The 23,854-nt window shown below is 61.8% G+C and carries 24 protein-coding genes and 2 pseudogenes; 18 read left to right on the top strand and 8 right to left on the bottom strand.

The features are described 5' to 3' along the window. Positions 1-6 precede the first annotated feature (6 nt). Together AC1RMG_RS31265 and AC1RMG_RS31260 are read right to left on the bottom strand one after the other, a co-directional pair. On the bottom strand, positions 7-426 hold the full coding sequence (locus AC1RMG_RS31265; RefSeq protein ID WP_011058434.1) for a PA0061/PA0062 family lipoprotein: 420 nt from the start codon (positions 424-426) through the stop codon (positions 7-9). Positions 427-468: 42 nt separating this feature from the next. Then, complete coding sequence (locus tag AC1RMG_RS31260) at positions 469-882, bottom strand: PA0061/PA0062 family lipoprotein (RefSeq protein WP_011058435.1); 414 nt, start codon at positions 880-882, stop codon at positions 469-471. A gap of 59 nt (positions 883-941) precedes the next feature. Between AC1RMG_RS31260 and AC1RMG_RS31255 the strand changes: the two genes are divergently transcribed. Next, positions 942-2,051 carry an aminopeptidase gene (locus AC1RMG_RS31255; protein WP_152685851.1) on the top strand — a complete coding sequence of 370 codons (1,110 nt, stop codon included), beginning with the start codon at positions 942-944 and terminating at the stop codon, positions 2,049-2,051. 28 nt (positions 2,052-2,079) lie between these two features. Here the strand turns inward: AC1RMG_RS31255 and AC1RMG_RS31250 are convergent, their stop codons facing one another. Both AC1RMG_RS31250 and AC1RMG_RS31245 read right to left on the bottom strand, forming a co-directional pair. Next, on the bottom strand, positions 2,080-2,730 hold the full coding sequence (locus AC1RMG_RS31250) for an HAD family hydrolase (RefSeq protein WP_011058437.1): 651 nt from the start codon (positions 2,728-2,730) through the stop codon (positions 2,080-2,082). A 27-nt stretch (positions 2,731-2,757) separates the two neighbouring features. Next, positions 2,758-3,303, bottom strand: coding sequence for a gamma carbonic anhydrase family protein (locus AC1RMG_RS31245; protein WP_019095603.1), 546 nt, complete (start codon positions 3,301-3,303; stop codon positions 2,758-2,760). Positions 3,304-3,405: 102 nt separating this feature from the next. Here AC1RMG_RS31245 and prlC point away from each other — a divergent pair, with 102 nt between their 5' ends. Both prlC and AC1RMG_RS31235 read left to right on the top strand, forming a co-directional pair. Further along, a complete protein-coding gene (gene prlC, locus AC1RMG_RS31240) occupies positions 3,406-5,457 on the top strand; it encodes an oligopeptidase A (protein ID WP_493170987.1) in 2,052 nt (683 codons plus the stop codon). Further along, entirely contained in the window at positions 5,454-5,732 is a 279-nt protein-coding gene (locus AC1RMG_RS31235; RefSeq protein ID WP_011058440.1) for a YheV family putative zinc ribbon protein, read from the top strand. Before prlC ends, AC1RMG_RS31235 begins: the two co-directional genes overlap by 4 nt. Before the next feature lie 120 nt (positions 5,733-5,852). Here the strand turns inward: AC1RMG_RS31235 and AC1RMG_RS31230 are convergent, their stop codons facing one another. Further along, on the bottom strand, positions 5,853-6,512 hold the full coding sequence (locus AC1RMG_RS31230) for a phosphatase domain-containing protein (protein ID WP_019095605.1): 660 nt from the start codon (positions 6,510-6,512) through the stop codon (positions 5,853-5,855). A 292-nt stretch (positions 6,513-6,804) separates the two neighbouring features. Here AC1RMG_RS31230 and AC1RMG_RS31225 point away from each other — a divergent pair, with 292 nt between their 5' ends. The 3 genes from AC1RMG_RS31225 to AC1RMG_RS31215 are packed head-to-tail and all read left to right on the top strand — an operon-like array spanning position 6,805 to position 10,664. Continuing rightward, positions 6,805-7,560: a gluconate 2-dehydrogenase subunit 3 family protein gene (locus AC1RMG_RS31225; RefSeq protein ID WP_072443341.1), complete on the top strand. Its 756-nt coding sequence runs from the start codon at positions 6,805-6,807 to the stop codon at positions 7,558-7,560. Positions 7,561-7,562: 2 nt separating this feature from the next. After that, on the top strand, positions 7,563-9,347 hold the full coding sequence (locus AC1RMG_RS31220; RefSeq protein WP_015633637.1) for a GMC family oxidoreductase: 1,785 nt from the start codon (positions 7,563-7,565) through the stop codon (positions 9,345-9,347). A gap of 12 nt (positions 9,348-9,359) precedes the next feature. Further along, positions 9,360-10,664: a cytochrome c gene (locus tag AC1RMG_RS31215; protein WP_125062516.1), complete on the top strand. Its 1,305-nt coding sequence runs from the start codon at positions 9,360-9,362 to the stop codon at positions 10,662-10,664. Between the two features lie 45 nt (positions 10,665-10,709). Here AC1RMG_RS31215 and AC1RMG_RS31210 read toward each other — a convergent pair whose 3' ends face one another. Next, positions 10,710-11,066, bottom strand: a complete 357-nt coding sequence (locus AC1RMG_RS31210; protein WP_125062517.1) for a hypothetical protein — start codon at positions 11,064-11,066, stop codon at positions 10,710-10,712. A 199-nt stretch (positions 11,067-11,265) separates the two neighbouring features. Here AC1RMG_RS31210 and AC1RMG_RS31205 point away from each other — a divergent pair. From AC1RMG_RS31205 to AC1RMG_RS31180, 6 genes and pseudogenes are all read left to right on the top strand, one after another. Beyond that, a pseudogene (locus tag AC1RMG_RS31205) lies at positions 11,266-11,502 on the top strand (PA0069 family radical SAM protein); the annotation flags it as partial. 130 nt (positions 11,503-11,632) lie between these two features. Further along, a complete protein-coding gene (locus AC1RMG_RS31200; RefSeq protein WP_323623010.1) occupies positions 11,633-12,247 on the top strand; it encodes a KwaA family protein in 615 nt (204 codons plus the stop codon). A gap of 9 nt (positions 12,248-12,256) precedes the next feature. Beyond that, the gene (locus AC1RMG_RS31195; protein ID WP_493170983.1) at positions 12,257-13,252 is read left to right on the top strand and encodes a Kiwa anti-phage protein KwaB-like domain-containing protein; all 996 of its coding nucleotides are present in this window, start codon (positions 12,257-12,259) and stop codon (positions 13,250-13,252) included. Positions 13,253-13,336: 84 nt separating this feature from the next. Continuing rightward, a pseudogene (locus tag AC1RMG_RS31190) lies at positions 13,337-14,173 on the top strand (PA0069 family radical SAM protein); the annotation flags it as partial. Between the two features lie 243 nt (positions 14,174-14,416). Beyond that, the gene (locus AC1RMG_RS31185; protein WP_011058446.1) at positions 14,417-15,151 is read left to right on the top strand and encodes a carbonic anhydrase; all 735 of its coding nucleotides are present in this window, start codon (positions 14,417-14,419) and stop codon (positions 15,149-15,151) included. A gap of 91 nt (positions 15,152-15,242) precedes the next feature. Further along, the gene (locus tag AC1RMG_RS31180) at positions 15,243-16,778 is read left to right on the top strand and encodes a SulP family inorganic anion transporter (protein WP_011058447.1); all 1,536 of its coding nucleotides are present in this window, start codon (positions 15,243-15,245) and stop codon (positions 16,776-16,778) included. A gap of 83 nt (positions 16,779-16,861) precedes the next feature. On the opposite strand, the gene AC1RMG_RS31175 is transcribed toward AC1RMG_RS31180, so the two are convergent. Beyond that, a complete protein-coding gene (locus AC1RMG_RS31175) occupies positions 16,862-17,512 on the bottom strand; it encodes a hypothetical protein (protein WP_015633641.1) in 651 nt (216 codons plus the stop codon). Between the two features lie 373 nt (positions 17,513-17,885). Here AC1RMG_RS31175 and coxB point away from each other — a divergent pair, with 373 nt between their 5' ends. From coxB to AC1RMG_RS31155, 4 genes are all read left to right on the top strand, one after another. Next, complete coding sequence (gene coxB / locus AC1RMG_RS31170; RefSeq protein ID WP_011058449.1) at positions 17,886-19,013, top strand: cytochrome c oxidase subunit II; 1,128 nt, start codon at positions 17,886-17,888, stop codon at positions 19,011-19,013. 82 nt (positions 19,014-19,095) lie between these two features. After that, positions 19,096-20,691 (top strand): cytochrome c oxidase subunit I, encoded by a 1,596-nt coding sequence (ctaD, locus tag AC1RMG_RS31165; protein WP_011058450.1) that lies wholly within the window; start codon positions 19,096-19,098, stop codon positions 20,689-20,691. Between the two features lie 99 nt (positions 20,692-20,790). Next, a complete protein-coding gene (locus AC1RMG_RS31160; protein ID WP_011058451.1) occupies positions 20,791-21,348 on the top strand; it encodes a cytochrome c oxidase assembly protein in 558 nt (185 codons plus the stop codon). 33 nt (positions 21,349-21,381) lie between these two features. After that, on the top strand, positions 21,382-22,269 hold the full coding sequence (locus tag AC1RMG_RS31155) for a cytochrome c oxidase subunit 3 (RefSeq protein ID WP_011058452.1): 888 nt from the start codon (positions 21,382-21,384) through the stop codon (positions 22,267-22,269). A 6-nt stretch (positions 22,270-22,275) separates the two neighbouring features. On the opposite strand, the gene AC1RMG_RS31150 is transcribed toward AC1RMG_RS31155, so the two are convergent. After that, positions 22,276-22,479: a twin transmembrane helix small protein gene (locus AC1RMG_RS31150; protein ID WP_011058453.1), complete on the bottom strand. Its 204-nt coding sequence runs from the start codon at positions 22,477-22,479 to the stop codon at positions 22,276-22,278. A 70-nt stretch (positions 22,480-22,549) separates the two neighbouring features. Between AC1RMG_RS31150 and AC1RMG_RS31145 the strand changes: the two genes are divergently transcribed. Next, on the top strand, positions 22,550-23,290 hold the full coding sequence (locus AC1RMG_RS31145; protein ID WP_065364960.1) for an SURF1 family protein: 741 nt from the start codon (positions 22,550-22,552) through the stop codon (positions 23,288-23,290). Beyond that, the gene (locus AC1RMG_RS31140; protein WP_015633644.1) at positions 23,256-23,846 is read left to right on the top strand and encodes a PA_0111/PP_0108 family redox-active disulfide protein; all 591 of its coding nucleotides are present in this window, start codon (positions 23,256-23,258) and stop codon (positions 23,844-23,846) included. The genes AC1RMG_RS31145 and AC1RMG_RS31140 overlap by 35 nt, the downstream gene beginning before the upstream one ends. Positions 23,847-23,854 lie beyond the last annotated feature (8 nt).

Genomic DNA, 23,854 nt, shown 5'->3' with positions numbered 1-23,854 from the left:
CCCGACTCAGGGCACGCAGTTGATCATGCGCTCCTCGGCGACTATTTCGCGCTGGGCGTTGTACAGCCGGGCGCTGGGGGTGAACCCCAGGTTGCGCGCCTCCAGGCGATAGCGCTGGCCGGCCTGGAAATGGTCGTAGCGCAGGCTCAGGTAGCACAGGCGCTCCTGGGGATCGTTGTTCATGCCCATGCCGCCGGCGAACACTTCGAAATCGAAGCGCACCATCAATTCGTGGCTGCCGGGGCTGACCTGGAAGAAGCGCCCGTCGTCCAGGCGCTGGTTGTCCAGGCGTTCGGCCATGACCAGCTTGCCCCCGGGCGTCGGGGTGGCCAGGTCGATCCAGGCCTGTTGCGGATCGACGCCCGGCAGGGGCGTGGTGCAGGCGCTGAGGGTGCCAAGGGCGAGAAACAGTAGAAATGGACGCATGACTGGGGCCGAGTGAGCGAGAGGCCCTCAGCATAGCGCCGTTCAACTGCGCTGGCAGCCTGCCGGCCGGGCTTTGTCGAGCAGGGTGTGCTGCTCGTCGTAGAGCCTGGCCCAGGGGTGGAAACCGATGTTCCCGGCCTGTACCTGGTAGCGCTGGCCGGCACCGAAATCCTTGAATTTCACGTTCAGCTGGCAATCGCGCCACAGCGGCTCGGCGTCTGGCCCGATGTTGCTCGGTTGCACGGCGAACTGGTAGCGCAGGGTCAGTTCATGGCTGCCGGGCTGGACCTGGAAATAGCGCGGATCATCGATGTTCTTGGCGTCCACCTCCAATGCCTGCAGGTGGGTGTCCCGGGGCGGAGCCAGGTCGACCCAGGCCTGGGCCGGGTCGGGGTCGGGCAGGCCGGCGCAACCGCCGAGGGTCAGCAGGCCGGTGGTCAACAGCAACACGCGCATGGCGAAACTCCAGGCTGGCGAGATAGTCTTGCGGACAGACTCTCTGTGGATGATTCGATTTGACTAGGCCGTGTTCAAGCCATGGGTTACTTGATCCTCTTTTACGGCTTTTGTTTCCGGCACTGATGCTTTTGCTGCTCAACGGTTGCAGCAGCGTCGGTTATTACAGCCAACTGGCCAGTGGCCAATTGCAGCTGCTGCGAGCCCGTGTGCCGGTGGCGCAAGTCGTCGCCGACCCGAGCCGCGATGCGAGCCTGCGCGCCCATCTGGCCCAGTCGCAGCAGGCACGCCGCTTTGCCAGCGAGCACCTGCACCTGCCGGACAACCGCAGCTATCGGCTGTACGTCGACATCGGGCGGCCCTATGTGGTGTGGAACGTGTTCGCCACCCCGGAGTTTTCCCTGAACCCGCAAACCCACTGCTTTCCCATTGCCGGTTGCGTGGCTTACCGCGGCTATTACAGCCAGGGCGCGGCCCGGGGCGAGGCGGCGTTGCAGCAGTTGAAGGGCATGGACGTGGCGATCGGCGGGGTCGAGGCCTATTCCACCCTGGGCTGGTTCGACGACCCGATCATCAGTTCGATGATGCACTGGGGCGACGAGCGCCTGGCGACCCTGATCTTCCACGAGCTGGCGCACCAGCGCTTCTATGTGAAGGACGACACCGAGTTCAACGAGTCCTACGCCACCTTCGTCGAGCAGGAAGGCACCCGCCAGTGGCGCGCCTATCGCGGGCTGGCGCCATTGAGCGACGGCGAGTTGCGCCAGCGTGACCAGTTCACCCAGCTGGTGCTCGATACCCGCAAGCGCCTGGAGCAGCTGTATGCCCTGCCCTTGCCCGCCGAGCAGATGCGCCAGCGCAAGGCCGCGGAGTTCGAGCGCATGCGCAGCGAGTATCGGCAGTTGCGCGACAGCCAGTGGGCCGGTTCCAAGCGCTATGACGCCTGGATCAACGCCCCGCTGAACAACGCCCGGCTGCTGCCCTTCGGCCTGTATGACCAATGGGTGCCGGCGTTTGCCGCCTTGTTCATGCAGGTGAAGGGGGACTGGCCGGCATTCTTCGCCGCCGTGGAGACGCTGGGACGTTTGCCGGCCGAGGAGCGCAAGGCGGCCCTGATCCGGTTGCAGGACACCGTCGCCCTGGCGCCGGCTCCTGCTTCGGGCCTGTAGCATCCGGCTTGCCGGCGAAGCCTCTGCCCTAACGCGGCAAAAACGCCTGGTGCAGCTCGCCCAGGGTCTGGAAGTGATAGGCCGGGGCTTCGGCAGTCAATTCCTCATGGCTGCCAAAGCCATACCCCACCGCCGCCGCGTCCAGCCCGTTGCGCCTGGCGCCGATCAGGTCGTGCTTGCGGTCGCCGATCATCAATGTGCTGGCAGGGTCGAGTTGCTCCTGCTCCAGCAGATGGGCGATCAGCTCCACCTTGTCGGTGCGGGTGCCGTCCAGTTCGCTGCCGTAGATCACCTTGAAGTGCTTGGCGAAGTCGAAGTGACGGGCTATCTCCCGGGCGAAGACCCAGGGCTTGGAGGTCGCGATGTACAGTTGCCGCCCTTGCCCGCCGAGGGTTTCCAGCAGCGGCGTGACGCCATCGAAGACGCGGTTTTCATACAGGCCGGTGACCTTGAAGCGTTCGCGATAGAAGTTCACCGCTTCCCAGGCCCGGGCCTCGTCGAAGCCGTAGAACTGCATGAAGGCCTGCAACAGCGGCGGGCCGATGAAGTGCTCCAGTTTGCTCAGGTCCGGCTCGTCGATGCCCAGTTTGCCCAGGGCGAACTGGATCGAACGGGTGATGCCCTCGCGAGGGTCGGTGAGGGTGCCGTCGAGGTCGAACAGTACGGTTTGGTAATGCATGGGGATTCCTGGGCTGTGCAAGGGGGGTCAGGGCCGGTCGTAGCCTTCGGCCAGGTGCAGGTCCTTGAGCTTCACGTAGTTGGCGGCGCTGTAGGTGAAGAAGGCGCGCTCCTTGTCGGTCAGCGGGCGCGCCTGCCTCACCGGGCTGCCGACATACAGGAAGCCGCTTTCCAGGCGCTTGCCCGGCGGCACCAGGCTGCCGGCGCCGACGATGACATCGTCCTCCACCACCGCGCCGTCCATGACAATGCTGCCCATGCCGATCAGCACCCGGCTGCCGATGCTGCAACCGTGGAGCATGACCTTGTGGGCGATGGTCACGTCGTCGCCGATCAGCAGCGGGAAGCCGTCGGGGTTGAACGGGCCGGCGTGGGTGATGTGCAGAACGCTGGCGTCCTGCACGCTGGTGCGCGCGCCGATGCGGATGCGGTGCATGTCGCCGCGGATCACGGTCAGCGGCCAGACCGAGCTGTCGGCGCCGATTTCCACGTCGCCGATGACCACCGCCGAGTGGTCGACAAAGGCCCGCTCGCCCAGGTTCGGGGTGTGGTTCTGGTAGCTGCGAATGGCCAAGTGCGAATGCCTCTCTGAGATTTATTAATGGGGGCTATAGCTGCGGTGGGCGTCGATTGTAATTAAGATGGCTCAATGTTTCTTCCAGCCAAGGTGCCCACCGTGAGTGTGAACAACCCTCTTCTGCAGCCCTACGACCTGCCGCCGTTCTCGGCGATCCGCGCCGAGCATGTGCAACCGGCCATCGAACAGATCCTGGCTGACAACCGCGCCGCCATCGCTGACATCCTCAAGACCCAAGTCACCCAGCCGACCTGGGCTGGCCTGGTGCTGGCCATGGACGAGCTCAATGATCGCCTGGGCGCTGCCTGGAGCCCGGTCAGCCACCTCAACGCAGTGTGCAACAGCGCCGAACTGCGTGAAGCCTACGAGGCCTGCCTGCCGGCCCTGAGCGCCTATTCCACGGAAATGGGCCAGAACCGCGAGCTGTTCCAGGCCTTCGACGCCCTGGCCAAGAGCCCGGAAGCCGCCGGTTTCGACGTGGCGCAGAAGACTATCCTCGAACACTCCCTGCGGGACTTCCGCCTGTCGGGCATCGACCTGCCGCCCGAGCAGCAAAAGCGTTATGCCGAGGTGCAGAGCAAGCTTTCCGAGCTGGGCAGCCGGTTCTCCAACCAGCTGCTGGATGCCACCCAGGCCTGGACCAAGCACATCACCGACGAAGCCGCCCTGGCCGGCCTGACCGACTCGGCCAAGGCGCAAATGGCTGCCGCCGCCCAGGCCAAGGACCTGGAAGGCTGGCTGATCACCCTGGAATTCCCCAGCTACTACGCAGTGATGACCTACGCCCAGGACCGTGCCCTGCGCGAAGAAGTCTATGCCGCCTACAGCACCCGTGCGTCGGACCAGGGCCCTAACGCCGGTCAGAACGACAACGGTCCGGTGATGGAAGAAATCCTCGACCTGCGTCAGGAGTTGGCCAAGCTCCTGGGTTTCGCCAGCTTCTCCGAGTTGAGCCTGGCCACCAAGATGGCCGAGTCCAGCGACCAGGTGCTGAGTTTCCTGCGGGACCTGGCCAAGCGCAGCAAGCCGTTTGCCGCCCAGGACCTGGAGCAGCTCAAGGCCTACGCCGCCGAACAGGGTTGCCCCGACCTGCAAAGCTGGGACAGCGGTTTCTACGGCGAGAAGCTGCGTGAGCAGCGCTACAGCGTTTCCCAGGAAGCCCTGCGCGCCTATTTCCCCATCGACAAGGTGCTGAGCGGGCTGTTCGCCATTGTCCAGCGCCTGTACGGCATCGAGATCGCCGAGCAGAAAGGTTTCGATACCTGGCACCCGGACGTGCGCCTGTTCGAGATCAAGGAAAACGGCCAGCACGTCGGCCGCTTCTTCTTCGACCTCTATGCCCGCGCCAACAAGCGCGGCGGTGCCTGGATGGACGGTGCCCGCGATCGCCGTCGCACGCTGGACGGGGTATTGCAAAGCCCGGTAGCCAACCTGGTGTGCAACTTCACTCCGGCGGTCAGCGGCAAGCCGGCCTTGCTGACCCACGATGAAGTCACCACCCTGTTCCACGAATTCGGCCACGGCCTGCACCACCTGCTGACCCGGGTCGAGCACGCCGGAGTGTCCGGGATCAACGGCGTGGCCTGGGACGCCGTCGAGCTGCCGAGCCAGTTCATGGAAAACTGGTGCTGGGAGCCGGAAGGCCTGGCACTGATCTCCGGCCACTATGAAAGCGGCGAACCGCTGCCCCAGGACCTGCTGCAGAAGATGCTGGCGGCGAAGAACTTCCAGTCCGGGCTGATGATGGTGCGCCAGCTGGAATTTTCCCTGTTCGACTTCGAACTGCACGCCACCCACGGCGACGGCCGCAGCGTGCTGCAAGTGCTGGAAACCGTGCGCGACGAAGTCTCGGTGATGCGCCCGCCGGCCTACAACCGCTTCCCCAACAGCTTCGCGCACATCTTCGCCGGCGGTTATGCCGCGGGGTACTACAGCTACAAGTGGGCGGAAGTGCTGTCGGCCGACGCCTTCTCCAGGTTCGAGGAAGAGGGTGTGCTCAATTCGGCCACCGGGCGTGCGTTCCGCGAGGCGATCCTGGCCCGTGGCGGCTCCCAGGAGCCTATGGTGCTGTTCGTCGATTTCCGCGGACGCGCGCCGTCGATTGACGCACTCTTGCGCCACAGCGGCCTCAGCGAGGACGCGGCAGCATGAGTGACGCACCCGTGAAGACCAAGAAACGCTTTATCGCCGGGGCGGTATGCCCGGCGTGCAGTGAGCAGGACAAGCTGATGATGTGGAGTGAGGACGATGTGCCTCATCGCGAGTGTGTGGCCTGTGGCTACTCCGACACCCTCAACGAACAGGGGCTGTCGGTGCCCAAGGAACTCGGGACCCGGGTCAACAGCGCGACGCCCAAGGTGGCGGACATCAAGGTGCAATCGGTGCAGTTTTTCCCCAACCCCAAGTTGAAGAAAAAGACTGACTGACCCCGCAGTAAAAAGCCGGCTCCCCTCCAGGAGCCGGCTTGCCGGCGAAGCGATTCGCCCCCCCTTCTTTCGATCCCTGGGTTTTCGCAAGCAGGCTCGCTCCTACACAGGGTGTGGCGCTCAGTTGCTCAGCGGCTTGGTCGCGCTCACCGTCTCGAACCAGCTCTTCACCGAACAGGTGGCGAATACGCTGGTGCTGCAATCGCCATTGGCCAGGGCGGTGCGCAGTTTGTCGACATCGGCCTGCATCATGTAGCGAATGCCATCCTTGAAGTGGGAACTGTCGCCGTACCCACCCTGGGTCATTTCATTCAGCGCTTCTTCTTTGCTCCAACCCTGGATCACCACCCGGTACATGGCCGACATCAGGCCGGTGCGGTCCGAACCATGCTTGCAGTGCATCAGCACCGGGCCTTGGGCTTCGGCGCTCTGGATCGCGCGCAGGGCCTTGAGCACATCGGCGTCGTCCACATGGTTGGTGCGATAAGGCAACTGCACCTGGTTGATGCCCGGTGCCGACAGCCAGCTGGCGTCGGATTCCGGCAGGAAGTTGATCACCGTTGCCACCTTGAGCTGCTGCAGCAGCGGCACCGCGCCTTTGTCCGGCAGGGCGCTGCGATACAGGGTCGGGGACATCTGGTACAGGTTGTACTGCTTTTCCACTGGCTGCGCCCATTGGTCCGGGCGGCTGGAGGGGGCCTCTGCGGCTTGTACCTGTGGCCCGGCCAGCAGCGCCAGCAACGACAGGCAAAGGGCCGGGATGAAACGAATGCTCGACATGCGCGGGATCACCGATGAGGGGATTCAATGCCGCGCAGTATCGATTTGCCGGGGTCAAAGCCCCGTGAGCCCTCTGTCAAAGAATCGTGAAGCTGATCCGCTTTTTCCGGCGGTTTCTGATCTTTTTTCCGCCTGAAACGATTCATCTGGATGCTTAGCCTGCTACCATTTGTAACTAAAGTTTGCTGATGTGTTCATAAAACCGGGTCTTCCCGGCCTTTTGCGTTGCCAAAACACAAAGTCGCGCCATGACGCGGCTGACCAATCCATCAATGCCTGATGAGGTGCACCCATGTCTGATCAAGATCGAGACAACCCGCGGCGTGAGTTCTTGCGTAAATCCCTGACCTTGATCCCTGTGGTCACCGTCGCCAGCACCGGCCTGGGCGGCTCCCTGCTGGCGGCTGCACCTGAAACGGCCGCCGCTGCCACACCGGCCACGCCGGGCAAGCAGCCCGCCGGCAGCGGCCAGGGCTATGAGCCGGGCTATTTCACCGCCGAGGAGTGGGCCTTCATCAAGGCCGCGGTGGAACGCCTGATCCCTGCCGATGAAATGGGCCCGGGCGCCCTGGAAGCCGGCGTGCCGGAATACATCGACCGGCAGATGAATACCCCCTACGCCGCTGGCGCCCTGTGGTACATGCAAGGCCCGTTCAAGGCCGATGCCGTACCGGAGATGGGCTGGCAGAGCAAACTGGTGCCCAAGGACATCTATCGCCTGGGCATTGCCGCCACGGATGCATGGTGCAAAGAGCTCAAGGGGCAAACATTTGCTGCGCAAGACAGCGCTACCCGAGACGACTTGCTCAAGCAACTGGAGGCCGGAACCCCGCAGTTCGACGCGGTCCCGGCCAAGCTTTTCTTCAATCTGCTGTTGCAGAACACCAAGGAAGGCTTCTTCAGCGATCCGATCCACGGTGGCAATAAAGGCCTGGTGGGCTGGACCCTGATCGGCTTTCCCGGCGCTCGCGCCGATTTCATGGATTGGGTGGAACGCAACGAGCAATACCCCTTCCCGGCTGTATCGATTCGCGGCGAGAGGGCTTGAGCATGGCAACAGTGATGAAGAAGGTCGACGCAGTGATCGTCGGTTTCGGCTGGACCGGCGCGATCATGGCCAAGGAACTGACCGAGGCCGGGCTCAATGTGCTGGCGCTGGAACGCGGGCCGATGCAGGACACCTACCCGGATGGCAACTATCCCCAGGTGATCGACGAACTCACCTACAGCGTGCGCAAGAAACTCTTCCAGGACATTTCCAAAGAGACGGTGACCATCCGCCACAGCGTCAACGACGTGGCCCTGCCCAACCGGCAACTGGGGGCCTTCCTGCCGGGCAATGGCGTGGGTGGTGCCGGCCTGCACTGGTCCGGCGTGCACTTTCGGGTCGACCCCATCGAGCTGCGCATGCGCAGCCACTACGAAGAACGCTACGGCAAGAACTTCATCCCCAAGGACATGACCATCCAGGACTTCGGCGTCAGCTATGAAGAGCTGGAGCCGTTCTTCGACTACGCGGAAAAGGTCTTCGGCACTTCGGGCCAGGCCTGGACCGTGAAGGGCCAACTGGTGGGCGACGGCAAGGGCGGCAACCCTTATGCGCCGGATCGCTCGGACCACTTCCCGCTGGAATCGCAGAAGAACACCTATTCCGCACAGCTGTTTCAGAAAGCGGCCAATGAGGTGGGCTACAAGCCCTACAACCTGCCGTCGGCCAATACCTCGGGGCCTTACACCAACCCCTATGGCGCACAGATGGGGCCGTGCAACTTTTGCGGCTTCTGCAGCGGCTACGTCTGCTACATGTACTCCAAGGCCTCGCCCAACGTGAACATCCTGCCGGCCCTCAAGCCGCTGCCGAACTTCGAGCTGCGGCCCAACTCCCACGTGCTCAGGGTCAACCTCGACAGCAGCAAGACCCGCGCCACCGGCGTCACCTACGTCGATGGCCAGGGCCGCGAGATCGAGCAGCCGGCGGACCTGGTGATCCTCGGCGCCTTCCAGTTCCACAACGTGCGCCTGATGTTGCTGTCGGGCATCGGCAAGCCCTACGACCCGATCACCGGCGAAGGCGTGGTGGGCAAGAATTTCGCCTACCAGAACATGGCCACCATCAAGGCCTACTTCGACAAGGACGTGCACACCAACAACTTCATCGGCGCCGGCGGCAACGGTGTGGCGGTGGACGACTTCAACGCCGACAACTTCGACCACGGCCCCCACGGCTTTGTCGGCGGCTCGCCGATGTGGGTCAACCAGGCCGGCAGCCGGCCCATCGCCGGCACCTCGAACCCGCCGGGTACCCCGGCCTGGGGCAGTGCCTGGAAGAAAGCCACCGCCGACTACTACACCCATCAGGTCTCCATGGACGCCCACGGAGCGCATCAGTCCTACCGTGGCAACTACCTGGATCTGGACCCGGTGTACCGCGATGCCTACGGCTTGCCCCTGCTACGGATGACCTTCGACTGGCAGGAAAACGACATCAAGATGAACCGCTTCATGGTGGAGAAAATGGGCAAGATCGCCGAGGCGATGAACCCCAAGGCCATTGCCTTGCTGGGCAAGAAGGTCGGTGAGCACTTCAACACTGCGTCCTACCAGACCACCCACTTGAACGGCGGCGCGATCATGGGCACCGACCCCAAGACCAGCGCCCTGAACCGCTACCTGCAAAGCTGGGACGTGCACAACGTCTTCGTGCCCGGGGCTTCGGCCTTCCCTCAAGGCCTGGGCTACAACCCTACCGGCCTGGTGGCAGCGTTGACCTACTGGTCGGCCCGGGCGATCCGCGAGCAGTACCTGAAAAACCCTGGCCCGCTGGTTCAGGCATAAGGAGCGATGACCATGAAAGCACTCGTTATCGCCACCCTGGCGCTGCTGGGCAGCGCAGCCGCCAATGCTGCCGAAGCGGATCAGCAAGCCCTGGTGCAACAGGGCGAATACCTGGCCCGCGCCGGTGACTGCGTGGCCTGCCATACCGCCAAGGACGGCAAGCCGTTCGCCGGCGGGCTGCCGATGGAGACCCCCATCGGCGTGATCTATTCCACCAACATCACCCCGGACAAGACCGGCATCGGCGACTACAGCTTCGAGGACTTCGACAAAGCCGTGCGCCATGGCGTGGCCAAGGGCGGCAGCACCCTGTACCCGGCCATGCCATTTCCCTCCTACGCCCGAGTTAGCGACGCCGACATGCAGGCGCTGTATGCCTACTTCATGAAGGGCGTGGCACCGGTGGCCCGGGACAACCAGGACAGTGACATTCCCTGGCCCCTGAGCATGCGCTGGCCGTTGTCCATCTGGCGCTGGATGTTCGCCCCGAGCGTGGAGACCCCGGCACCTGCGGCTGGCACCGATCCGGTGATCAGCCGTGGTGCCTACCTGGTGGAAGGCCTGGGCCACTGCGGCGCCTGCCACACGCCACGGGCCCTGACCATGCAGGAGAAGGCCCTGAGCGCCAGCGATGGCAGCGACTTCCTGTCTGGCAGCGCGCCGCTGGAGGGCTGGATCGCCAAGAGCCTGCGTGGCGATCACAAGGATGGCCTGGGCAGCTGGAGCGAAGAGCAACTGGTGCAGTTCCTCAAGACCGGTCGCAGTGATCGCAGCGCGGTGTTCGGCGGCATGAGCGATGTGGTGGTCCACAGCATGCAGTACATGACCGACGCAGACCTGACGGCGATTGCCCGCTATCTCAAGTCCCTGCCGGCCAATGACCCCAAGGACCAGCCGCACCAGTACGACAAGCAAGTGGCCCAGGCCCTGTGGAACGGTGACGACAGCAAGCCGGGCGCGGCGGTGTACATCGACAACTGCGCGGCCTGCCACCGCACCGACGGCCACGGCTACACCCGGGTGTTCCCGGCGCTGGCGGGCAACCCCGTGCTGCAATCGGCGGATGCCACCTCGCTGATCCATATCGTGCTCAAGGGCGGCACCTTGCCAGCGACCCACAGCGCGCCTTCGACCTTCACCATGCCGGCCTTCGCCTGGCGCCTGTCGGATCAGGAGGTGGCCGATGTGGTCAACTTCATCCGCAGCAGCTGGGGCAACCAGGCCTCGGCGGTGAAGCCCGGGGATGTGGCGGCGCTGCGCAACGGCGACTTGCAGAGTACCTCCAACGACGACCTGGGGCAGGTCACCAGCCACTAGCCCCAAGGCCGGCGCTCGCTGCGGGCGCCGGCCCGGGATGGCCGTTCAGCCCTGGGTGAAGCGCTGGATGCCCAGGCGGCTTTCCAGTTGATAGCCGGCGATGCAGTCCGCCAGCCCGGCGGTCATCAGGTCTTGCCAGCTTGCGGGGAGCAGGCCGATGCCTTCGTGGCAGGGGCTCCAGCGCACCTCGGCGAACTTCGGGTCCGCTTCATCGAAGGGCTGCTGGCCGTTCACAGTGGCCTTTTCGATGTCCTGGGTGCACAGCTCGAACTCGCAGGCCACTCCCCACAACTGCCCGTCGGGGGCCCTGACGATGATCAGGTCGGCACCTTGTTCGTAGCTGGGGAGGTAGGCCTCTGCGGCGTAGAAAATCTTTTCCAGCGTGCCGGGTGTCCTGGGCATGCTCGTGCTCCTGTTCTTTGAGCCTGCCTTATACCCTAACGCCACACGCCCGCAGTAGCCGGCTTGTCGGCCAAGGATGCGGTACGCCTTGTGTCGCACTGGGGAACGTCCGCTGTCAGGGGTGGGTTTCGGTCCGACGGTGCTGGTCAGGTAAATCCGGCTCCATTACTGTATGTGCATACAGTTATGGAGTGCTTCCATGTTCAACCCCCTGCCTCCCCGTGGTCGTGGTACCGCGAGCAATCCGCACAACCGTTTTGCGCCCAATCGTTCGGTGGCCGAGGATGATGGCTGGTACCAGGAAGTGCCGTTGACCCAGGGCACCGAGGTGCGCTTTGAAACGGCCAAGTCGATCATCACCCGCAACAGTTCGCCGGACCTGCCCTTCGACCGCTCCATCAACCCCTATCGCGGTTGCGAGCACGGTTGTATCTATTCTGTAAAAGGATACTCAAATGAGAGATTTGAAAGTCGTTGCGTTTATCGCTCCATGGCGGGTTTGAACCACTACGCTTTGCTATCAAAAGGCTATCAGCTATGCTGACCCGACCAAAGGAGATGGTGATATGGCTAGTCACACACGGCGTCACGGATTGAAGCGCGGAGCAAGATTCTCCTTGTTCATCGTGTCGTATATTCCTCTATTTGCCATAATGTCTTTCCAGCAAATTTATCAAAACAAAGATTTCTTAAATCCAGTTGGAATAACGACAGAAACATTCTTGAACTTTCTTCGATATTTCGGAGTTTCTTCATTTTTAATTATAATCTCCATTTTTTGTTTGATCGGTCTTCTCATTTTGCTTCGAAATTTAGAGAGAAGGGCAAACGAGAGCGGTGAAGAAATTACTGTTACAGACGTGGAAAATAAAAATAGCGAAGCTATTGCTTACCTGTTCACATACATAATTCCTTTCGTGTTTCAGGATTTGTCAAATATTAGTCAGTTGGTTCCGATAATCGCGTTAATGTCGGTAACGTATGCTATTTATTCTAATTCTTCCATGATGTTGATAAACCCAACATTAAGTTTTTGGTACTCGCTGTATCAAATTGAATATCAAGACCATACGGGCAAGACGAAGAAAACAATTGTTTTAACCAAGGAGCGATTTTTGGAGGAAGGAGATACCCTTCGACCTAAACGAATCGCACATAAACTTAGCTATGGTGTAGCTTAGGAGAAACGGATGAGTATTGACCAGTTGATAGTTGATGATGGGCTTCTCAATGAGGAAGGATTGGTCGTACAGCTTTTTTTCATTCAGAGGCGTATCAAAAGAGTCAAGAAAGTTCAAACTTTTATATATGATGTTAAAAAAACAGACGCGTCAGAGAAGCTGAATGATTATTTTATCAAAAGCTTAAAAGCTCAAATCGGTAAAGTCGTCGGTAGGCCAGACGTAAAGTTTGAAGATTATAAAGTTATTGCTGATGATTCTGCTAATGTCGTACATAAGTATCCCGATGCAAATGCAATGAAAGTTGCTCCATCACTTTGGGGTAAAATCGAGGCTGGGGCGGTTGAAAATATAAAGTCACTTCACGACGTCAAAGATAAGCTTTGGGCATATTGCGTGAAGTTCAGCAAAGGCAATAAATCTGTTTTGGTTTTTAGAAAAACAGCTCCAACGAAAATTGCTACTGACGAAGCGCAAACTTCTGGTGAGAAATTTGTTGCTTGGTTTGATTCTGACGATGCGCGACTGGTGGAAGTTAAGTTAGAGTCAATTAGTTTTGATAATAAGGTTGACTGTGTGTTGTTAGATAATACTTTCTACATATTTGGAAAAGGAGCTTTTGAAAAAATTGTCAGTCTTGAAGATGAGTTTGTAGAAAATGCTAATACAGTGGTCGCAGAAATGACCCAGCAAAATATTCTAGAAGGAATTGAGCTGCTGCAAGAAGAAATAAGCGCTAAACCATCCTTGATGAGGATGGTTGCGAACATTGCGCGTAAACAGAATCATACGGGCATTGGGCAGTTAGAAATTGAGAATATGAAGAATGTCTTACATTCTTTTGAAAAGAAAGATTTGAAATTTACCGCAGATGGTAAGATTCTTATCGAAAATAAGGAAGATGTTGAGGATTTCCTAAAGTTACTTAATGACTATCACAAAAAAGGAATGGTCAGTGGGAAGTTTTATGGGTCTAGTAGTGGCCATGTGATAACTGCCCAGTAACTACACTGTACCGTTTCTAATGCCTCTTGGTTTCACACAAGGTGAGGATTGCGCCCATACGCCTGATAGGCGATGGCGCTCTGTCATAGCTGCATCTATTGCTACGCGCGGCCCAGCCACGCCTATTGGGACCTGTCCCCGGGGCTGGATTTCGAAACCAAGCTGATCGCCAAGAGCAACACCGCGGCCTTGCTGGAGCAGCAACTGTCCAAGCCCGGCTATCGCTGCGCACCGATCAACCTGGGGTCCAATACCGATCCCTACCAGCCCATCGAGCGCGAACAGCAGTTGACCCGGCGCACCCTGGAGGTGCTGCTGCGCTATCGACACCCGGTGACCATCGTCACCAAGGGCTCGTTGATCCTCCGGGACCTGGACCTGCTGAGCGAGCTGGCGCGCCAGCGCCTGGTGGCGGTGATGATCAGCCTGACCACTTTGGACGATGAGTTGAAGCGCATTCTCGAGCCCCGGGCGGCGGCGCCCAAGGCGCGCTTGCGGGCCATCCGGGTGATGCGCGGGGCGGGCATCCCGGTGGGCGTGCTGTGTTCGCCGATGATCCCGATGATCAACGACAGCGAGCTGGAAAGCCTGCTCAGCGAGGCCCATGCCGCAGGGGCGCAGAGCGCGGCCTACATGATGCTGCGCCTGCCCCTGGAAGTGGCGCCGCTGTTCGAGGAGTGGCTGGCGGCGCATTACCCGCAAAGGGCGGCCCATGTGCTCAGCCTGATCCGCCAGAGCCGTGGCGGTGAGCTCTACGACAGCCGTTTTGGCGCCCGCATGCGCGGTGAAGGGCCCTTCGCCGATCTGCTGGCCCAGCGTTTTGCCAAGGCGCTCAAGCGTCTGGGGCTCAACCGTCGCGAAGGTTTCGATCTCGACTGTTCAGCCTTCTGTCCGCCGGGCGGGCAGATGTCGTTGTTGTGAGCGGCATTGGCCTATCGTTGAGTAGTGGGCGCAGCGTTCCCCAGGTACTCTGGTCGCCTTTTGCCATCGCTCATAGTGGCGTTCTAGAGCCTTCCGTTCAGTTTGAGTTAAGTATTCATGGCTACCTTGTTCATCAAGTGACCTATGGGTCGCCGCCAGCGGGTCGGTGGTTTTTTTATCGATGGCTGGCGTCGTGCCGGATATTTCTGGAAAATTCACCAAATCCGACAGAGAGGATGAATCATGAGTGACAAGGATAAACAGCCGTTGGCTGCGTCGGCTCCGGCACCCACAGAAGTCGCCGAGACCGCCGATGCAGCGCTGCAGCACATCGTTGACGGCTTTTTGCATTTTCATCATGAAGTCTTCCCGCAGCAGGAAGAGCTGTTCAAGAAACTCGCCACCGCTCAGCGGCCGCGGGCGATGTTCATTGCCTGCGCCGACTCGCGCATCGTTCCCGAGCTGATCACCCAGAGCTCCCCGGGCGATCTGTTCGTGACCCGCAACGTGGGCAACGTGGTGCCGCCCTACGGGCAGATGAACGGTGGTGTTTCCACGGCGATCGAGTACGCGGTGCTGGCCCTGGGGGTGCATCACATCATCGTCTGCGGGCACTCGGATTGCGGCGCCATGCGCGCGGTACTCAACCCGCAGAGCCTGGAGAAAATGCCCACGGTCAAGGCCTGGCTGCGCCACGCCGAAGTGGCGCGGACCATGGTCCACGAGAACTGCGATTGCGCCGACGAATCCTCCAGCATGCATGTGCTGACCGAAGAGAACGTCATTGCTCAACTGCAGCACCTGCGCACCCATCCTTCCGTGGCCTCGCGCATGGCCAACGGCCAGTTGTTCATCCATGGCTGGGTCTATGACATCGAGACCAGCTCGATCAAGGCCTACGACGCCGACAAGGGTTGTTTCCTGCCTCTGGATGGCAGCCACCCGATCCCGGTAGCGACGCCTAAAGCGCGTTTCTGATCCCACCTCAATCCCCCTGAGTGGTTGTAGCCAGGGCTGCCATCTGGCGGCCCGGCTTTGCCACGCCTGAAGAAAAGTCGGGAGAACTGTCATGCGTGCAGCACAGTTGAAAAGTGTCCTGCCACGGGAGCTGCTGGCTTCGGTGGTGGTGTTTCTGGTGGCCCTGCCCCTGTGCATGGGGATCGCCATTGCCTCGGGCCTGCCGCCGGCCAAGGGCCTGATCACCGGGATCATCGGTGGCCTGGTGGTGGGCTGGCTGGCGGGCTCGCCCTTGCAGGTCAGCGGGCCGGCGGCCGGGCTGGCGGTGCTGGTGTTCGAGCTGGTGCGCCAGCATGGGGTGGCCATGCTCGGGCCGATCCTGCTGCTGGCCGGGCTGCTGCAATTGCTGGCCGGGCGCCTGCGCCTGGGTTGCTGGTTCCGGGTCACGGCGCCAGCGGTGGTCTACGGCATGCTGGCGGGCATCGGCGTGCTGATCGTGCTGTCCCAGGTGCATGTGATGCTAGATGCCGCGCCCCAGGCCTCGGGCCTGGATAACCTTGTGGGCTTTCCCCAGGCTCTGGCGCAGGCCTTGCCGAGCCTGGGGTGGCAGGCTGGCTTGCTGGGGTTGGCGACCATCGCGGTGATGTGGGGCTGGGACAAGTGGCGGCCCCAGGCGCTGCGGTTCATCCCCGGTGCCCTGCTCGGTGTCGGGCTGGCGACCCTGGCCAGCCTGCTGCTGGCGCTGCCGGTGAAGCGCGTCGAGGTGCCGGCCAACCTGGCCGAGGCCATCGACTGGCTGCGCCCCGCCGACCTGCTCAACCTGGCGGACCCCAACCTGCTGATCGCCGCCTTCGCCGTGGCCTTTATCGCCAGTGCCGAAACCCTGCTGTCCGCCGCCGCGGTGGATCGCATGCACAGCGGCCAGCGCTCGGACTTCGACCGTGAACTGTCGGCCCAGGGCGTGGGCAACATGCTCTGCGGTCTGCTGGGTGCCCTGCCCATGACCGGGGTCATCGTGCGCAGCTCGGCCAATGTCCAGGCCGGGGCCCAGACCCGTTATTCGACGATTTTCCATGGCCTGTGGCTGCTGGGTTTCGTGCTGGTGCTGTCCAGCGTGCTGCAGAGCATTCCGGTGGCGAGCCTGGCGGGGGTGCTGGTCTACACCGGCTTCAAGCTGGTGGACCTCAAGGTCTTTCGCGGCCTGGGGCGCTACGGGCGCATGCCGATGCTGACTTACGCGGTGACGGCCCTGGCGATTGTCTTCAGCGACCTGCTGACTGGGGTACTGATCGGCTTTGCCCTGACCCTGGCCAAGCTGGCGTTCAAGGCATCGCGCTTGAAGATCAGCCTGATCGACCTGGCAGAGGAAGGCGAGATGGAGTTGCGTCTGGTCGGCGCTGCGACCTTTCTCAAGGTGCCGGCCCTGACTCGGGTACTGGCGACGATTCCCCCGGCCACCACTGTGCATGTGCCCCTCAGCAACCTCAGTTATATCGACCATGCGTGCCTGGAGTTGCTGGAAGACTGGAATCGGGCCAACAGTGCCAAGGGCTCGCGGCTGGTGATCGAAACGCGGGGCTTGAAGCGGCGCCTGGAGGGCCGGTTGACCACCACCAGCGGCGTGGGGGCGGCTGCGGCGAGAGGTTGAATCGCCGGGTGGGCGAGAGGGGCTTGGGCGAGCCAGGCCCTTCGCCACAAGGCTCGCTGCGAGCCTTGCTGGCGAGGAGTGGGTCAGGCGGCTGGCTGGTCGAGTTCCAGTTCCACGCCCAGTTGGCGTGACAGGCAAGGCCAGCGTTTCCAGGCGGCCTCGGTGTCCGGGCTGCTGAGTTTCTCGCGGTAGGCTTCCACCGACTCCAGGGCGAAGCTTTCTTCGTCGAGCATGGCGTCGACGGCGTGGTGCACCGCTTCGTCCAGCTGGTTGGCGAAGGTTTCGCCGATCAGTTGGTGGGCGATGAGGTTGGCGACAGTCATGTCCAGGGGGATCAGCGGACGGCCGAAATGCTTGATGTACAGGTCGTTGACCTCTTCCACCAGACGGTGGGCCAGATAGGCTTCATCCAGCAGGCCGTCGAGGCCGACGTGGCCATCCATGATGGCCGGCGGCTGGAGGAAGAATTGCTCGGCGATCTTCAGCACCGGCTTGATCTGCGACTCGATGCCGGCTTCCCGGGCTACAGAGTTGGCGGCGTCCAGAAGGTCTGGAACCTGGTCGATGTAGGCGCTGACAAAACGGGTCATGACGCCCTTGGCGTCGACTTCGGGCAGCTGGATGGCGGGGTGCAGGTGAGGCAATTGGCTCTCCAACTGACGGGTCAGGAGGCCGGTACTGGCTTCGTGCTGCTGGGCCAGTTTGATCTGCTCGCGCAATGCGGCGGTGTTCATGAAAACTCCAGGGAACAAGGGCAATTGAATAGGGAGAACATAAGTTAGCCTGCTTACAAAAGCGCTTAAGACGCATTTGTCATAATTATTTCATGCTTAGTCACCACGGTTATATCGTTTCGCCATCCAGGGCACTCGATCCCTTTCCCGCCGTGGCCTGCAAACCTCCTTATTAGTGTTTCAGCTGATTTACGCCCTCGCGTTGCGAGGTGGGAGTCGCTGTCTATACTCGCCCTTGTATGAAGTTAGCTGATGACGCCCGACTGCAAATGCAGCGAAGGCTCGGCCGGTTTAAGTTCGTAGTCTAGGCAGCCGCTCCCTTGCCGCAGGTGTTAAGCCGGCGGGATAACAAGAACGATAAGGGGAACCCGCAATGATGCGACATCCACATGTCTGGATGGGCCTCCTGTTGTGGTCGGTATTCAGCCAGGCGCAAGCCGCCTGGACCGTGAATATGACGCCTGGGGCGACCGAGATAAGCCACGCGGTATTCGACCTGCACATGACCATCTTCTGGATCTGTGTGGTGATCGGCGTCATCGTCTTCGGTGCGATGTTCTGGTCGATGATCGTTCACCGCCGTTCCGTCGGCCAGGTCCCGGCCAAATTCCACGAAAGCACCACGGTGGAAATCCTCTGGACCATCATTCCCTTCCTGATCCTGGTGGCCATGGCCGTGCCTGCCACGGCGACGCTGATCAAGATGTACGACACCAGCGAGCCGGACGTGGATATCCAGATCACCGGCTATCAGTGGAAGTGGCACTACAAGTACCTCGGCCAGGACGTGGAGTTCTTCAGCAACCTGGCCACCCCCGCCGACCAGATCCACAACCAGAGCACCAAGGGCGAGCACTACCTGCTGGAGGTCGACCAGCCGCTGGTACTGCCGGTGGGCGCCAAGGTGCGCTTTCTGGTGACCGCCGCCGACGTCATCCACTCCTGGTGGGTGCCGGCCTTTGCGGTCAAGCGTGATGCTATCCCGGGTTTCGTCAACGAAGCCTGGACCCGGGTCGACAAGCCCGGCATCTACCGTGGCCAGTGCGCCGAGCTGTGCGGCAAGGACCACGGCTTCATGCCGATCGTGGTGGAGGTCAAGAGCCAGGCCGACTACGACACCTGGATGGGCGAGCGCAAGGCCGAGGCGGCCAAGCTCAAGGAACTGACCAGCAAGGAATGGACCCTAGACGAGCTGGTGGCCCGCGGTGACAAGATCTACCACACCACCTGCGTTGCCTGTCACCAGGCGGAAGGCCAGGGCCTGCCGCCGATGTTCCCGGCCCTCAAGGGCTCGAAGATCGCTACCGGGCCCAAGGAGGCTCACCTGAGCCTGGTGTTCCACGGCAAGCCGGGCACCGCCATGGCGGCCTTCGGCAAGCAGCTGTCGGAAGTCGACATCGCCGCCGTCGTCACCTACGAACGCAACGCCTGGGGCAACAACAAGGGCGACATGGTGACGCCCAAGGAAGTCCTGGCGCTGAAGCAGGCGGAAAGCAAATGAGCCGGCTCATGGGGTATGTGCGCAACCGGTCGCGGCGTCTCGCCGCCGATCATCCAGTCCATTCGCTCGCAGGAGACAGGACATGAGTGCTGTGATCGATGACCACGGCCACGCCGGCCATGATGACCACGCCCATGGCCCGGCCAAGGGCCTGATGCGCTGGGTACTGACCACCAACCACAAGGACATCGGCACCCTGTACCTGTGGTTCAGCTTCTGCATGTTCCTGCTGGGCGGCTCGTTCGCCATGGTGATCCGTGCCGAACTGTTCCAGCCCGGGCTGCAGATCGTCGAGCCGGCGTTCTTCAACCAGATGACCACCATGCATGGCCTGGTGATGGTCTTCGGTGCGGTGATGCCGGCCTTCGTCGGCCTGGCCAACTGGATGATCCCGTTGATGATCGGCGCGCCGGACATGGCCCTGCCGCGGATGAACAACTTCAGCTTCTGGCTGCTGCCGGCGGCCTTCCTGTTGCTGATCTCGACCCTGTTCATGCCCGGCGGCGGGCCGAACTTCGGCTGGACCTTCTATGCCCCCCTGTCCACCACCTACGCCCCGGAAAGCGTGACCTTCTTCATCTTCGCCATCCACCTGATGGGCGTCAGCTCGATCATGGGCGCGATCAACGTGATCGCCACCATCCTCAACCTGCGAGCCCCGGGCATGACCCTGATGAAGATGCCGTTGTTCGTCTGGACCTGGCTGATCACCGCCTTCCTGCTGATTGCAGTGATGCCGGTACTGGCCGGGGTGGTGACCATGATGCTGATGGACATCCATTTCGGCACCAGCTTCTTCAGTGCGGCCGGCGGCGGTGACCCGGTGTTGTTCCAGCACGTGTTCTGGTTCTTCGGCCACCCCGAGGTGTACATCATGATCCTGCCGGCCTTCGGCGCGGTCAGCTCGATCATCCCCACCTTCAGCCGCAAGCCACTGTTCGGCTACACCTCGATGGTCTATGCCACCGGGGCGATCGCCTTCCTGTCGTTCATCGTCTGGGCGCATCACATGTTCGTGGTGGGCATCCCGCTGGTGGGCGAGCTGTTCTTCATGTACGCCACCCTGCTGATCGCCGTGCCCACTGGAGTCAAGGTGTTCAACTGGGTGAGTACCATGTGGCAGGGCTCGCTGACCTTCGAGACACCGATGCTGTTCGCGGTGGCCTTCGTCATCCTGTTCACCATCGGCGGTTTCTCCGGGCTGATGCTGGCCATTGCCCCGGCGGACTTCCAGTACCAGGACACCTACTTCGTGGTGGCGCACTTCCACTACGTACTGGTGCCGGGGGCGATCTTCGGGATCTTCGCCTCGGCCTACTACTGGCTGCCCAAGTGGACCGGGCACATGTACGACGAGACCCTGGGCAAGCTGCACTTCTGGCTGTCCTTCGTCGGCATGAACATGGCGTTCTTCCCCATGCACTTCGTGGGGCTGGCGGGCATGCCGCGGCGGATCCCGGACTACAACCTGCAGTTCGCCGACTTCAACATGGTGTCCTCGATCGGTGCGTTCACCTTCGGCGCGACGCAGATCTTCTTCCTGTTCATCGTCATCAAGTGCATCCGCGGCGGCAAAGCGGCTCCGGCCAAACCCTGGGAAGGTGCCGAAGGCCTGGAGTGGAGTATTCCCTCGCCGGCGCCGTACCACACCTTTGTCACCCCGCCGGAAGTGAAATGAACATCTGTGCTGTAGGAGCGAGCTCGCTCGCGAAGGTGCCAGAGGGTGGTGCCCGCTTCGCCGGCAAGCCGGCTCCTGCAGGCTTGGGAGGACGTTGAGATGGCCGAGGTAACGCTGAAGAAACTGGTGACCCGCCTGTTGCTGGTGGTGGTGGCGATGTTCGTCTTCGGTTTTGCCCTGGTGCCGATCTACGACGTGATGTGCAAGGCCCTGGGGATCAACGGCAAGACCGGTGGGCAGTATGCGGACCAGGGGCAGCAGGTGGATGTATCGCGCCAGGTGCGGGTGCAGTTCCTGTCCACCAATGCCATCGACATGGTCTGGGATTTCTATCCCAAGTCCGATGACATCGTGGTCCATCCGGGGGCGGTGAACGAGATGATCTTCATCGCCCGCAACCCCAGCGACCACCCGATGAGCGCCCAGGCGATCCCGAGCATCTCCCCCAGCAGCGCGGCCATGTATTTCCACAAGACCGAGTGCTTCTGCTTTACCCAGCAGGTGCTGCAGCCGGGCGAGAAGATCGAGATGCCGGTGCGTTTCATCGTTGACCGTGACATGCCCAAGGATGTGAAGCACCTGACGCTGGCTTACACGCTGTTCGATATCACCGCGCGTCATCCACCGGTGGCGGTTGCCGCCAAGAACGGTGGCTAGACGATCTAGCGTGCCCGATAAGGAGAACAACCCATGGCGACTCATGAGCACTATTACGTTCCCGCCCAGAGCAAGTGGCCGATCATCGCAACGGTGGGCATGTTCGTCACCGTGGTGGGCCTGGGCACCTGGTTCAACGACCTCAAGGCTGCGCGACCGGAATCCCACGGCCCGCTGATCTTTTTCGTCGGCGGCCTGCTGCTGGCCTACATGCTGTTCGGCTGGTTTGGTGCGGTGGTCAAGGAAAGCCGCGCCGGGCTCTACAGCGCCCAGCTCGATCGCTCGTTCCGCTGGGGCATGAGCTGGTTCATCTTTTCCGAAGTGATGTTCTTCATGGCCTTCTTCGGCGCGCTGTTCTATGTGCGGCACATGTCCGGGCCCTGGCTCGGCGGTGAGGGGCACAAGGGCATCGCCCACATGCTGTGGCCGAACTTCGAGTTCGTCTGGCCGCTGCTCAACAACCCCGACCCGAAACTCTTTCCGTCGCCCAAGGGCACCATCAGCCCCTGGGGCCTGCCGCTGCTCAACACCATCCTGCTGGTGAGTTCCAGCGTCACCGTGACCATCGCCCACCACGCCTTGAAGAAAGGCCATCGCGGCGCGCTGAAGATCTGGCTGGCGCTGACGGTGCTGCTGGGTTGCGCCTTCCTGGGCTTTCAGGCCGAGGAATACATCCATGCCTACCACGAGCTGGGGCTGACCCTGGGTTCGGGGATCTACGGCGCCACCTTCTTCATGCTCACCGGTTTCCACGGTGCCCACGTGACCATTGGCACCCTGATCCTGTTCGTGATGCTGATGCGCATCATGCGCGGGCATTTCGACGCCGAGCACCAGTTCGGCTTCGAGGCCGCCAGCTGGTACTGGCACTTCGTCGACGTGGTCTGGATCGGCCTGTTCGTTTTCGTCTACGTGCTCTGAGGCGCCCTACCAGGGCGCGTGGGAGACCAGCTGGCCGCTGAAGAAACCCCAGGCGATCAAGCCGACGGTGACCACGGCCAGCGCGACCCGAATGCTCAGTGAGGTCACCAGGCGCTTGGATGAACTGTCGTCCTTGACCAGAAAGAACAGGCCGCTGAACAGGCTGACAACCGTGGCAATCAGCATCAGGACGATGGCTGCTTTGAGCATGGTGGGACTCCGGGGGAAACGCGATGTACAGCAGTATAGCGAGTGGATTTCTCAGCCTTGCAGGCCAGCCATGAAGGGCTTCCGGCCGGGCATCGGGCCGACCCTGGTAGTGCTTTTGCTGCTGCCGGTGCTGGTTGCCCTGGGCTTCTGGCAACTGGGCCGGGGCGAGCAGAAGCGCCAGTTGCTGGCCAGCTACGCCGAGCGCCGTGCGGCGGAGCCGGTGGCCCTGTTCGAGCTGTTGGCCAGCGAGGATCCGGCTTTTCGCCGGGTACGCCTGCACGGTCATTTCGATGCCGACCACAGCCTGTTGCTGGATAACCGCCTGCATGACGGCAAGGTCGGGGTCGAGCTGCTGCAACCCTTCCTCGACCAGGCCAGCGGTCGCTGGCTGCTGGTCAACCGCGGCTGGCTGCCCTGGCCCGACCGGCGCACGCCTCCCGTATTCAGCACCCCGCAGCAGAGCCTGAGCCTGGATGCCTGGGTCTACGTTTCGCCGGGCGCGGCATTCCAGCTGCACGCCGACCCCAGCGGCGCAAGCTGGCCGCGGCTGATTACCGCCGTGGCGCCACAAGCGCTCTGGGCCGAGCTGGGCCGCAGCGGTTTCGACCATGAAGTGCGCCTGGAGTCGGGCCCGGGGGCCTACCTGACCGAATGGCCGGTGGTCGCCATGGGCCCGGAAAAACACCAGGCCTATGCGGTGCAGTGGTTCGCCATGGCCCTGGCGCTGTTCGCTCTCTATCTCTATTTCGGCTGGCACAACACTCGGGAGAAACGCCATGGGAACGGCCATGAATCCACCCAACATCTCTGACGCCCAGGCGCCCAACCGGCGGCGCGGCCGCTGGCAACTGGTGCTGATCCTGCTGATGGTGATCGGCCCGATGATCCTTGCCACCGGCATGTACAAGCTGCAGTTCTGGGTACCGGAAAGCCGCAGCTATCACGGCGAGCTTATCGGCAATGGCCAGACCCGCGCCCAGATCGGCGTGCAGGCCGAGGAGGATCGCTGGCAGGTTCTGGTCACCGCGCCCGGGGAGTGCGCAGTGGATTGCCAGCAACTGGTGTACCTGGCGCGGCAGATCCAGATCGCCCTGGGCCGTGATGCCTCGCGGGCCAGCCATGCCCTGGCCAGCGCCCGGCCCCTGAGCGCCGAATACGAAGCCAAGCTGCAGCGTGAATACCCGCAACTGCAACGCTACCCCCTGGACCTGGCGACCTTCACCAAGGGCGCCAACGACAAGGAGGCGCCGCAGCTGTGGATCGTCGACCCCCACAGCAACCTGGTGCTGCGCTATGACGCCCGGGTCAAGGGCAAGGACCTGCTCAACGACCTGCGCCACCTGCTGAAACTGTCGAACATCGGATAAGGGCATCG

Source organism: Pseudomonas sp. GW822-FHT04H02, assembly GCF_058800645.1.
The sequence above is the reverse complement of the archived record's forward strand: the minus strand, read 5'-3'. Positions and strand labels throughout refer to the sequence as shown.